The organism is Flavobacterium sp. CG_9.10 (assembly GCF_015752245.1).
In the GTDB taxonomy this organism is placed as follows: domain Bacteria; phylum Bacteroidota; class Bacteroidia; order Flavobacteriales; family Flavobacteriaceae; genus Flavobacterium.
The window spans coordinates 58,763-72,200 of record NZ_JADOVD010000005.1 but is presented as its reverse complement, the minus strand read 5'-3'; the positions used below and the strand labels follow the sequence as shown (position 1 = coordinate 72,200).

The window sequence follows — 13,438 nt, the reverse complement described above, 5'->3', positions numbered from 1 at the left end:
AAATTATACAGTCGAAACTAAAATTAAGATAAATTTAATCTTTATAGAACGCAAAATCATCTTAATTATTGAGTTTATTGTCACAAAATAATCACTTTGTATGTTAATTTTGTTATTTTTGTTTGCTTACAATCCTAATTTATGACGAAATATCAGTATTTGCCTTTGCTTTTTTTCATTATTTGCAACATTACAACTTATAGCCAAAAAAAAGTTCTTCATGCTAAATCCATAAATGAGAACATTACTATTGACGGCAAAATCAACGAAGAGATTTGGAAAAATAGCGCCGTAGCCACTGATTTTGTCATGTACGAACCTGATAACGGAAAACCAATTAGTGCTGATAAAAAAACAGAAGTAAAAGTATTGTACGATAACAATGCCATTTATATTGCTGCTATATTATACGATAACGAGCCTGAAAAAATAAAAAAAGAAATAACCAATCGCGATGTTTTTGGTGTATCTGATGTTTTTTCGGTTTATATTAACGGATTCAATGATGGACAGCAAGATTTTAGATTTTTCGTAAGTTCAGCAGGTGTTCAAATGGATTGTTTGGCAACCGAAGACAATGAAGATTTTACTTGGGACGCCATTTGGGACAGTAAAGCAACCCTTACTGACTTTGGTTGGGTCGTAGAAATGAAAATCCCTTATGCAGCTTTACGATTTTCGAATGCTGAAAAACAAACTTGGGGCATCAATTTTATGCGTGAAATAAAACGCGATGTTCAAAAATACACTTGGAATAGAGTGGACACCAAGATTGGCGCAGTAATTCCACAAGCTGGAATCCTTGAAGGAATAGAAAATATTAACACTCCAACCCGCCTTTTTTTAATACCCTATATTTCAGCATACCATCAACAAGATGCTTTTGCTTCTGACAGAACATTCAAAGCTGGTTTAGATATAAAATACGGAATTAATGATTCCTTTACACTGGATGCCATTTTAGTTCCTGACTTTGGACAGACAAAATTTGACAATGCTATTTTAAATCTCGAGCCTTTCGAACAAAGACTTGATGAAAACCGCCCTTTTTTTACTGAAGGAACGGATCTATTTAATAAAGGCGGATTATTTTATTCCAGAAGAATTGGTGGGGCACCGAGTACAGAACCACAAATTGAAGCTAACGAAGAAATCACAAATTATCCTAGTAGCGTAAAATTAATCAATGCTGTAAAAGTATCAGGTAGAACGGAGAAAGGTTTAGGAATTGGTTTTTTGAATGCTATTACTAAAAAAACGTTTGCTACTATTAGAAATAATGACACCAACGAAACCAGAAAAGAAGTTATTGAACCCTTAACGAATTATAATGTATTAGTTTTTGACCAGCGCTTTAATCAGAACTCATCTGTTTCGTTTGTAAATACAAATACGAGACGTAATGGAGAATTTAGAGACGCAAATGTTTCCGCACTATTATTTGACTTGAATACAAAAGCAAATACTTATAGCTTATTTGGTGATTTTAAATACAGTTCCATAAACACAATCGAAGATTATACAGGCTTTAAGACGGCATTAACCTTTGCAAAAACAAGTGGAAAATATCGATATTCCTTTACTGGGAGATATACCTCAAAAAGCTTTGACAACAATGACCTTGGAATAAATTATTATACTAATTTCTATAACCTTTACACAAAATTAAGTTACAGAATATTAAATCCTACAAAAAATTTCAACACCTTCAAATTTCAAAATGAATTCAATTTATTATTTGACAATACAACTGGAAAGCTACAAGAAGGACTGTACAAACCAACAATCGCAGCTACGACAAAGAACAATAATTATTACGAATTTGGTTTAGATATCAAACCTTTTGAAGCATACGATTTTTATGAACCTAGGGTCGATGGTCGTTATTTACAATTACCTAAAAATGTGAACTCCTATTTAGGTGTAGAATTTAATCGCAACAATGCTTTTACTTTTGATTTTACTTTAAGCTTTAAAAAATATGACCAAAAAGAAAGATGTAATTACGGAATTGCCGTTGGTCCCAAATACAGGTTTAATGATAAATTTTCCTTATTCTATGTATTAGATTACACCAACAAAAAAAATGATATAGGATGGGTGGCATTTGATAATGCCGGAATTATTTTCGCAGAACGCAACAGGGAAATATTACAAAATGACCTTACGGGTAAATATGCATTAAACAATAAAATGACAATCAATCTTACCGCAAGATATTATTGGTCCTATTCCCAAAATCATGAATTTTTCACGCTCCAAAACAACGGTTATTTAATTCCGAATCCTAATTATATCAAAAATAAAGATCGGAATTTTAATTCATGGAATTTTGATTTATCCTATTCATGGTGGTTTGCACCCGGAAGTGAAATTTCGTTCTTGTATCGAAATTATTCCCTTGAAAGAGCCAGCACTGTTGAGAAAAATTTATCTACAAACTTTAAAAGTGTTTTTAATGGCAATCTAACAAATGTGGTTTCCGTAAGTCTTCGCTATTTTATTGATTATAATGTGATAAAAAACTAATTTTAAATTTCAGATTACAAGTTCATCTCTTCAAAATATGATCGAAAAACAATAATTATTCAATCGTATGAATCCTACCGTAAAGTAAATATTCGTTTTTATTCAAAATAATTGTAACAAATATTTAAAAGCATAGACTATTAGTGAAATTAGGTTTTTTGAATCTATTTTCATCAATCATCACAATCAATCAAAAAATGATGCACAAAATACTTTATTGCTGCGTATTTCTATTTTCAATTCTTGGCTATAGCCAAAAAAAAGTATTACAAACTAAATTCATTTCGGACAACATAAACATTGACGGGAAAATAGATGAAAACATCTGGAAATCAGCTCCAATTGCTACTGATTTTATCATGTTTCAACCCGATAATGGCAAGCCAATTCCCGAAAATAAAAGAACCGAAATAAAGGTATTATATGACAATGACGCGATTTACGTTGCCGCATTAATGTATGATAATGAGCCTAAAAAAATCTTAAAAGAAATAACGCAAAGAGATAATAACGGTACTTCTGACTTATTTGGGGTTTTTATAAATGGTTTTAATGATGGTCAACAAGATTTTCAATTTTACGTTTCGGCATCCGATGGCCAAGCAGATTGTATCGTAACCGATTCAAATGGTGAGGATTATTCTTGGGATGCGGTATGGAAAAGCAAAGCTGTAATTACTGATTTTGGTTGGGTTGTAGAAATGCGAATTCCGTATGCAGCGTTAAGATTTTCTAGTGAAAACAAACAAAAATGGGGACTCAACTTTTTTAGAGAAATAAAAAGAGACAAACATAAATACACTTGGAATTTTATTGATTCAAAATTAGGTACTTTCACGCAACAGACAGGAGTACTAGAAGGCATTGAGAATATAAAAACACCTACGCGTCTTTTTCTTTTGCCCTACTCCTCTTTTTATGTCAATGCCAGTAAGGGTCAAAAAACCTACGGCACGCTAAAACGTGGTTTAGATATAAAGTACGGAATAAACGATGCTTTTACGCTCGATATGATCCTTATTCCGGATTTTGGTCAAACAAAATACGATGATAAAATTTTAAATTTAGGTCCTTTCGAACAACAATTCAATGAAAACAGACCTTTTTTTACCGAAGGCACGGATTTGTTCAGCAAAGGAAATCTACTGTATTCCAGAAGAATTGGTGGAAGCCCAACAAATTATCCAACAGCTTCATCTACTGAAACAATTATTGATAACCCTGCAACCGTAAATTTAATCAATGCGTTGAAAATTTCGGGAAGAACAAAAGACGGTTTAGGAATAGGAATTTTAAACGCCGTAACCGAAAAAACCTACGCAACAATACAAAATAATAACACTGGGGAAATTAGAAAAGAGGTTGTCGAGCCTTATGCTAATTACAATGTAGTAGTACTGGATCAACGCTTTCATAAAAATTCTTCGGTGTCATTTATAAATACCAATGTAACTCGAAACGGAAGTTTTCGTGATGCAAATGTATCGGCATTAGTTTGGGATCTAAATACTACAAAAAACACCTATAATCTTTCGGGGAATTTAAAATACAGTTATATTAACGATACCGAAGATAAAAAAGGGTTGTTTTACTCTTTAAACTTTGGGGAAACCAGTGGGAAATATCGATACAGTTTTGGAACAGAAGTAGTTTCTAAAGATTTTAACAGCAATGATTTAGGCATTAATTTCGAAACTAATTATTACAGTTTTTACGGAAATACGAATTACAGAATTCTAAATTCAACAAAATATTTCAATTCCTTTAATGTGAATTTAAATATGTACTCGCAATTTCAAAAAGAGACAGGGAAAATACAAGGGAATAATATCAATTTTAACATTAACGCATCAAATAAAAAAAACCATTCTTTTGGCTTAAGTATGAATGCCATTCCTATTGAATCATTTGACTATTATGAATCCCGAACTGCAAACAGATATTTAATTTTTCCAAAAAAAATTGGCACTAACATCTATTTTTCCTCCAATTACAACAACAAATTTGCGGTTGATGTTAGTACTTCATATGCTAAACTAAGTGAATCCGGAAGAAATTCTAGGGGATTTTCGCTGGGTCCCAGATATCGCTTCAACGACAAATTTTCTTTGGTTTACAATTTTAATTTTTTTAGAATAAACAACAATAAAGGTTTCGTAGACAGTATTGATGAGGACCAGAATGCAGAGACGCCAAACGCTATTATCTTCGCCAATAGAAACGTACTCACTTATTCCAACACACTTTCGGGAAAATATTCACTCAACAGTAAAATGACTTTTAATATCGCTTTACGCCAATATTGGTCTTATGCGGAAAATAAAAACTTTTTATCATTGGAACAAAACGGAAGACTGGCTGATTACATGAATTACACCCAAAACAAGAACTCCAGTTTCTATTCCTGGAATGCTGATTTATCTTATTCGTGGTGGTTTGCCCCAGGAAGTCAGGTCTCGGTTTTATATAGGAACAATGCTGCCAACTTTGAACGGGACATCAATAAGGATTTTGGTAAAAACGTAACTAATTTATTGACTAACGACCAACTAAAACATGTATTCTCCATCAGTGTTCGTTATTTTATAGATTACAATTCTGCAAAAAACATATTCTAATTTGCGTTAATTTTAAAAAAAAGCCTCTTACGCATTAAAATTGTCATTATATGTTATCGTTATGCAACGAATGAATAATAGTAGTTTTGAATCATTCGAACATTTTTAGAAATACTTTATCTTTGCTTAAAATATATTCCAATGAACAAAAAAGTAATTCTGATGATATTGGACGGATGGGGAAAATCTCCTGATCCTAAAGTATCTGCAATTGATAATGCTACTATTCCATTTATAAATAGTTTATACAAAAATTACCCAAGCGCTCAACTTCGAACCGATGGTTTGAATGTAGGATTACCAGAAGGGCAAATGGGAAATAGTGAAGTAGGACACATGAATCTGGGTGCCGGAAGGATTGTGTTCCAAGATTTGCCTAAAATAAATCTGGCAGTCGCCAATAATACGTTGGCAAAAGAACAAGTGCTAGTGGATGCATTTACTTATGCGAAAGAAAATCACAAAAAAGTACATTTTTTAGGTTTGGTTTCTGATGGCGGTGTCCATTCTCACACCTCGCATTTACGCGGATTGATTGATGCTACACAACAATACGGATTGACAGACGTGTTTGTTCATGCCTTTACCGATGGTCGCGATGTTGATCCAAAGTCAGGTGTTAATTATATACAGCTTCTTGAAAATTACATCGCAAATACTCCTGTTAAAATTGCCTCGATAATTGGTCGCTACTATTCTATGGATAGAGATAAACGTTGGGAACGTATAAAACTGGCCTATGATTTATTGGTGAACGGAACAGGAAAACATTCAAAAAATGCTGTTGCATCAATTGAAGAAAGTTATTTAAACAATGTAACTGACGAGTTTATTAATCCAACGGTTATCGTGGATGAAAATGATAAACCACTAGCCACTATCGAGGAAGATGATGTTGTAATTTTCTTCAATTTCAGGACAGATAGAGGTCGTGAACTTACCGAAGCATTGTCGCAAGAAGATTTTCATGAGCAAAACATGCATAAACTCAATTTGTATTATGTAACGCTTACAAATTATGATGAAACTTATAAGAACATAAAAGTCGTTTACAATAAAGACAACATTACCGAAACATTAGGAGAAGTTTTAGAAAAAGCCAATAAAAAACAAATTCGCATTGCCGAAACAGAGAAATATCCACACGTGACTTTCTTCTTTTCAGGTGGAAGAGAATTACCTTTTGCAGGAGAAAGCCGAATCTTAAAAAACTCTCCAAAAGTGGCCACTTATGATTTACAACCAGAAATGAGCGCTTTCGAACTTGCAGATGCATTGGTTCCTGAACTCAATAAAGGAGAAGTCGATTTTGTTTGCCTTAATTTTGCCAATGGTGACATGGTAGGTCATACCGGTATCATGAGTGCCGCAATAAAAGCGTGTGAAGCCGTTGACAAATGTGTTGAAAAAGTGATTACCGCAGCATTAGCAAATGATTACACTACAATTGTAATTGCCGATCACGGAAACTGCGAAACCATGATTAATCCTGATGGCAGTCCAAACACAGCGCACACAACAAATCCGGTGCCTATTATCTTGGTTGACAAAGAATTGAAACAAATACACGATGGTGTTTTAGGAGACATTGCTCCAACGATATTAACGTTGATGGGAATTGAAAAACCAGCCGTTATGACTTGTCATTCGTTACTATAAAAGGTATTGTAGTTCCACAACTTATATAATTTAAAATGGAAGCTGTCTCAATTGAGGCAGCTTTTTTTATAAATAAAAGTTAAAATTTCATAATTAATAGTAATACTGTTATCTTTGCGTGAAATATAATTACTTATGAATACAATCCTATCCAATCTGAAAATACAAGTCAACGAAAAAATCTACGTTAAAGACCCTGAAACTTCTGCTTTGGGCAAAAAAATCATAGAACAAAGCATCCTTTTGATAGATGAAATTGGTTTTGATAATTTTACCTTTAAAAAATTAGGAGAAAAAATAGGTTCCAATGAAAGCTCTATCTACCGTTACTTTGAAAATAAACATAAATTATTGGTTTATTTATCCTCTTGGTATTGGAGTTGGATGGAATACAAACTTGTTTTTACTACAACAAACATCAGTAATCCAAAAGAAAAACTAAGGAAAGCATTAACTATTGTAACCGAAAAAGTGGATGATGACCACAAAACGGAACACATCAATGAAGCAGTTTTGAACAAAATTATCATTGCTGAATTTACAAAAACATTACACACTAAAGAAGTAGATCAAGAAAATAAAGAAGGCTTTTTCCTTATTTATAAAAGGGTGATTAATCGAATTGTAGGTTTTGTAAATGAGGTTAATCCCGAATATCCTTTTGCCAAATCACTTGTTTCCACAATCGTTGAAGGAGCATTACATCAACATTTTTTAAAGGATCATTTAAAAACTATAACTAATTGCAGTCAAACTATTTCGCCAACTGACTTTTACATTGATCTTGTAGAGAAGGTTTTGAGCTAAATAGTAACTTTAAAATTATAAAATAAACTCATTGCACATAAACATATGACACCACTAAAAAGATTTTACAATTTACTGGAACTAGACAAAAAAGATGTTTCCCAAATATTTTTCTACGCCATTTTTGCGGGATTAATTAGTTTATCGCTTCCCTTAGGAATACAAGCTATTATCAATTTTATTCAGTCAGGAAGAGTAAGTGCTTCTTGGATTGTACTTATTGTTTTAGTTGTTTTTGGCGTGGCTTTGGTAGGGATTTTGTCTTTAATGCAATTGCGAATCACTGAAAACCTGCAGCAAAAGATATTTGTTCGGTCCTCTTTTGAATTTGCGGCACGCTTACCAAAAATAAAATTCGAGGAATTATATGATAGTTATCCTCCAGAATTAGCAAATCGTTTTTTTGACACGATGACCATTCAAAAGGGGACGTCAAAATTACTAATTGATTTTTCAGCAGCATTGCTACAAATTACTTTTGGAATTATTCTCTTGTCATTATATCATCCTTACTTTATTGTTTTTGGAATACTGCTACTGTTTTTATTGTATTTCATCTTCAAATTTTCGTATCATTCTGGATTAGAAACAAGTTTAAAAGAATCTAAATTCAAATACAAAATAGCAAGTTGGTTGCAAGAAATAGCTCGGAATAATTTTAGTTTTCGAAAGGAAATTAATTACAATTTTGCTCTACAAAAAAATGATGGTTTGGTTGCTGATTATCTTACTTATCGTGAAAAACATTTTAGTGTCATAAAAAGGCAGTTTACGCAACTTATTATTTTTAAAATTATAATAACGGCAAGTTTACTATCCATTGGAGGCTTTCTAGTTTTAAGTCAGCAAATGAACATTGGACAATTTGTCGCGGCAGAAATCATTATTTTATTAGTAATTAACTCTGTCGAAAAAATCATTATTGGTTTAGAAACTTTTTATGATGTTTTAACTTCCATCGAAAAAATTGGACAGATAACCGACATGAATTTAGAGGAAATACAAGAAACGGATCTAGAAAATCTAAATTATCTCACTGACATTACATTAGAAACTGAAAATGTAAAATTTAAATTTCCTGATTCAAATGAAACTATATTAGGTGCTATTTCTTTAAAAATTAATCAAGGAGAAAAAATATTCATTGAAGGTGAAAATGGTTCTGGAAAAACGACACTTATCCGAATATTATCTGGTTTGTTGCAGCCCACATCCGGTTCATTTTTCATAAATGACGATACTTTTAGAAAGATTGATTTAAAGCAGTATCGATCCCAAATAGGAAGTATTATTAATGATGAGACCCCATTTGAAGGAACAATTTTAGAAAACCTGACTTTCAATGATAAAAATATAAGTCAGGAAGATTTAAAGTGGGCTATCACTGGTGTTCAATTAACATCTTTAATTAAAACATTACCAAAGGGGTTGAACACGAAAATTTTTCCGGAAGGAAGGCAATTATCGTCTTCCAATGCACAGAAAATCCTTTTGGCCAGAAGTATTATCCATAGGCCAAAAATACTATTTTATGAAGATCCCACTGACACTATGGATGAAAAAGTAGCTAATGAAATAATTGATTTCATCACTTCAGAAAAAAACAAATGGACCATTATTGTTTCTTCAAAAAATCCGTATTGGATAACAAAATGCGACCGTACAATCATCATTCAAAACGGAGCTATTCAATTTGATTTAAAAAACAATTAGTCATGCTAAACATATCTGATAACAAAACAAAATTGCAGTCACTAAATCGATATGCAACGGTGAAAAATTTAGAAAACAGACCTCATTATAAAATTTTAAATAAGATTATTGCAGGAGTTTCAATAGTGGGAATCATTATACTTTTCTTACCATGGACACAAAATGTTTCGGGAACAGGAGCTGTAACCACTTTAAAACCCAACCAAAGACCGCAATCCATCCAAAGTGTAATATCGGGAAGAATAGAAAAATGGTATGTTCAGGAGGGGGATTTTGTCAATAAAGGAGATACGATTCTTTTTATTTCAGAAATAAAAGAAGAATACATGGATCCAAATCTAGTGAAAAACACGAAAAATCAAGTCAATGCAAAAAAACAATCTGTGCAGTCGTACAACTCTAAAGTAAATACCCTTTCTACTCAAATTCAATCCATTGAAAACGAAAAGGAATTAAAATTAGAACAAGCGAAAAATAAAATTAAACAATCGCTTTTGAAAATAAAAAGCGACAGTATGGATTTAGTGGCAGTAAAAACACAAATAAGAATTGCCAACACGCAGTATAATCGCTCTCTAAAACTCAATAAAGAAGGATTAAAACCGCTTACTGATGTGGAAGACAAAAGACTAAAACTTCAAGAAGTTGAGGCGAAAATTATAACACAGGAAAACAAATTATTAAGCAGTAAAAATGAGTATATCAATTCTAAAGTAGAAACAAATAGAATTGTTGCGGAATATTCTGAAAAAGTTTCAAAAGCACAAAGTGATCAATTCACGGCATTAAGCAATAAATTCGATACGGAAGCACAAGTGGACAAACTGGAGAATCAGTATGCAAATTACAGTATTCGTAACGGAATGTATTACATCAAAGCGGCGCAAAACGGATACATAAATAGAGCTTTACAATCCGGTATTGGAGAAACCATAAAAGAAGGAACTGCTATTGCGACCATCATGCCATCTCAATACGATATTGCTGTTGAAACCTATGTAAATCCTATTGATTTACCATTGATTCAAAAAGGCGAAAAAGTAAGGGTTTGGTTTGATGGCTGGCCTACAATTGTCTTTTCTGGCTGGCCTGATATGTCATACGGAACTTTTGGAGGTGAAGTTGTTGCCATAGAAAATTTCATCAGTGAAAACGGGAAATACAGAGTCTTAATCGCTCCAGACAAAAACGAGGACAAATGGCCTAAACAAATCAGCATAGGTTCAGGAGCACAAACGATCGCTTTACTTGATACGGTTCCAATCTGGTTTGAAATATGGAGAACATTAAACGGATTCCCTCCCAATTATTATAAACAAACAAGCAAAACCGTTAAAGAAAAAAAATAATGAAACAGCTATTTATAGTTTTCATACTGTTTGGATTTTCTGTTTTTGGACAAGAAAACAAACCAAAAGAACTCACCTATAATGAGTTTCTGGGTTATGTGAAAAAATACCATCCATTAGTAAAAAATGCCAATTTAGAAATCAACAAAGCTCAAGCTAATTTGATGATGGCCCGCGGAGGATTTGATCCAAAAATCGAAGTAGATTTCAGCAAAAAACAATTCAAAGACAAGGAATATTATTCGATTTTAAACAGCAGTTTCAAAATACCAACTTGGTATGGAATTGAGATTAAAGCGGGTTTTGACAACAATGAAGGAATTTATTTAAATCCTCAAAACACACTGCCCAATCAAGGACTGACTTCGCTTGGAGTAACGGTTCCGCTTGGACAGGGATTGTTTATCAATCAAAGAATGGCGGATGTTCGAAAAGCAAAAATGCAAATGCAACTAAGCCAATCCGAAAGGAAACTGCAAGCAATTGCCGTTTTGTATGACGCATCGCTAGCGTACTTTAATTGGAAGAAAAACTTCAATGAAGTGCAATTGTATGAAGAATACAATCGCAATGCACAAATTCGGTTTAAAGGAATTCAATCGTTAATCAGTCAAGGGGACAAACCGGCAATTGATAGTATTGAAGCCGGAATTATTGTAAAAAACAGAATTTTGAACTTGGAAGATGCTAATCTGAAATTGGCTAAAGCCAAATTAGAGCTTTCTAATTTTCTTTGGTTGGAAAACAACATTCCGCTCGAAATATCCGATGAACTGATTCCAGAAACGCAATTGGAATTCACGATTCAGGAAAGTTTGAAAACCAATGATTTGTTGCAACAAGATTTCTCCATCTTGAATCATCCAAAAATAAATGCGCTACAAAGTAAAATTGACATACTGAATGTGGAAAAGAAATTAAAAGCCAATATGCTTTTACCAAAAATTGATGTGGGTTACTCCTATTTGTCTGAACCCAGTTATATTGACAATTATCAATTCAAGGATTACAAAATTGGATTGGATCTATATTTTCCTTTGTTTCTGAGAAAAGAACGCGGTAGCTTAAAATTGGCAAAATACAAAGTACAGGAAACCGAATTTTTATTAGACTTAGAAAAAGTGCAATTGACCAATAAAATCAATGCGCAGAAAATCGAAATCGAATCGCTTTTGAAACAAAAGGAGTTAATCAAAAGTTTGGCGAATGATAATCAGTTGATGTTGAATTCTGAGGAAAGATTGTTTTCTTTTGGCGAAAGTTCCTTGTTTTTAATCAATACCCGCGAAAATAATTTAATCAGTGCACAACTTTCGAAAATAGCGTTGGAGAACCGATTTTATATATCCAATTCGGAACTTTTTAAAATTATGGCCAATCCAGATTAAATAATTATAAAATTGTACTTTTGCAAACTGAAAATAAGAATTATGATTATTGTAAAATCACGTGAAGAAATAGAATTAATGCGCGAAAGTGCCTTAATAGTATCGAAAACATTAGGAATGATTGCTTCTGAAATAAAAGAAGGAGTTACCACTTTATATCTTGACAAATTAGCGGAAGAATTCATCCGTGACCACGGAGCCGAACCGAGTTTCCTTGGTTTATATGGATTCCCAAATTCACTTTGCATGAGTCCAAATGCTCAAGTAGTTCATGGAATTCCAAACAACAAACCATTAGAAAGTGGCGATGTGATTTCGGTAGATTGTGGTGCTTACAAAAACGGATACCACGGCGATCATGCCTATAGTTTTGAAATTGGCGAAGTGGCTCCGGAAACTAAAAAATTATTACAAATAACCAAAGAATCATTGTACGTTGGAATCCGAGAATTAAAACTTGGAAACCGCGTGGAAGATGTTGGCAATGCCATTCAAAGATATACAGAAGCGCACGGTTATGGTGTAGTTAGAGAACTAGTGGGACATGGATTGGGGCAAAAAATGCACGAAGATCCTGAAATGCCTAATTATGGCAAAAAAGGAAGAGGAAAACTTTTTGTAGAAGGAATGGTTGTAGCTATTGAACCTATGATTAACATGGGAACTAGAAACATCAAACAATTAAAAGACGGTTGGACAATTCTTACTGCTGATGGAAAACCAAGTGCGCATTTTGAACATGATGTAGCTATAATTGATGGGAAACCAGAAATATTGTCCACTTTTGCCTATGTATATAAAGCATTGGGAATTGTGAGTACTGAAGAAGATGAATTTAGAAGAGAGCCTCTTACAATATAACACGAATTTCACCAATTTCCACAAATTAAACTTTAAATGAAACCAGGTATAACAAACTAAAGTATTCAATTGTATGGACGATCTTTATTTAAAAGAAGAAGCTTTTAAGATTATTGGACTTTGCATGGAAGTGCATAAAATTCTTGGAAAAGGACATAGTGAAATTGTTTACGGCGATGCTTTAGAATACGAATTAAAAAAAAATGAAATTCCTTATAATAGAGAATCTAAATACAACATAGTATACAAAGACACCATATTACCGAGTTATTATTTTGCAGATTTCATTATTTTTGATGAAATTATTTTGGAATTAAAAGCAATTCAAAGTCTAACTAGTAGTGAAATAAAACAAACTTTAAATTATCTGGCAGCTTCACAAAATAAACTAGGATTATTGGTTAATTTTGGAGAAGACAGCCTAAAATATCGCAGAATAATTCTTTAACAACAATCAAAAATTAATAAAATCCATGTTTTTCATTTTTTATTAATTTGTGAAAATTCGTGAAAT

At 32.8% G+C, this 13,438-nt stretch carries 9 protein-coding genes; all 9 read left to right on the top strand.

From position 1 onward, the window contains the following. Window positions 1-141 precede the first annotated feature (141 nt). The 9 genes from IWX84_RS05645 (at window position 142) to IWX84_RS05605 (ending at window position 13,372) form a co-directional block, all read left to right on the top strand. Complete coding sequence (locus IWX84_RS05645; RefSeq protein ID WP_196849776.1) at window positions 142-2,529, top strand: DUF5916 domain-containing protein; 2,388 nt, start codon at window positions 142-144, stop codon at window positions 2,527-2,529. A 200-nt stretch (window positions 2,530-2,729) separates the two neighbouring features. Beyond that, window positions 2,730-5,147, top strand: a complete 2,418-nt coding sequence (locus IWX84_RS05640; RefSeq protein ID WP_196849904.1) for a DUF5916 domain-containing protein — start codon at window positions 2,730-2,732, stop codon at window positions 5,145-5,147. A 141-nt stretch (window positions 5,148-5,288) separates the two neighbouring features. Continuing rightward, window positions 5,289-6,806 carry a 2,3-bisphosphoglycerate-independent phosphoglycerate mutase gene (gpmI, locus tag IWX84_RS05635; RefSeq protein ID WP_196849775.1) on the top strand — a complete coding sequence of 506 codons (1,518 nt, stop codon included), beginning with the start codon at window positions 5,289-5,291 and terminating at the stop codon, window positions 6,804-6,806. Between the two features lie 135 nt (window positions 6,807-6,941). Next, window positions 6,942-7,613, top strand: coding sequence for a TetR/AcrR family transcriptional regulator (locus IWX84_RS05630; protein ID WP_196849774.1), 672 nt, complete (start codon window positions 6,942-6,944; stop codon window positions 7,611-7,613). 45 nt (window positions 7,614-7,658) lie between these two features. Then, window positions 7,659-9,326, top strand: a complete 1,668-nt coding sequence (locus tag IWX84_RS05625) for a peptidase domain-containing ABC transporter (protein WP_196849773.1) — start codon at window positions 7,659-7,661, stop codon at window positions 9,324-9,326. Window positions 9,327-9,328: 2 nt separating this feature from the next. After that, the gene (locus IWX84_RS05620; protein ID WP_196849772.1) at window positions 9,329-10,675 is read left to right on the top strand and encodes an HlyD family secretion protein; all 1,347 of its coding nucleotides are present in this window, start codon (window positions 9,329-9,331) and stop codon (window positions 10,673-10,675) included. Continuing rightward, on the top strand, window positions 10,675-12,063 hold the full coding sequence (locus IWX84_RS05615; RefSeq protein WP_196849771.1) for a TolC family protein: 1,389 nt from the start codon (window positions 10,675-10,677) through the stop codon (window positions 12,061-12,063). Before IWX84_RS05620 ends, IWX84_RS05615 begins: the two co-directional genes overlap by 1 nt. A gap of 42 nt (window positions 12,064-12,105) precedes the next feature. Next, the gene (gene map, locus IWX84_RS05610) at window positions 12,106-12,924 is read left to right on the top strand and encodes a type I methionyl aminopeptidase (RefSeq protein WP_196849770.1); all 819 of its coding nucleotides are present in this window, start codon (window positions 12,106-12,108) and stop codon (window positions 12,922-12,924) included. A 73-nt stretch (window positions 12,925-12,997) separates the two neighbouring features. Next, window positions 12,998-13,372 carry a GxxExxY protein gene (locus tag IWX84_RS05605; protein WP_196849769.1) on the top strand — a complete coding sequence of 125 codons (375 nt, stop codon included), beginning with the start codon at window positions 12,998-13,000 and terminating at the stop codon, window positions 13,370-13,372. Window positions 13,373-13,438: the final 66 nt, after the last annotated feature.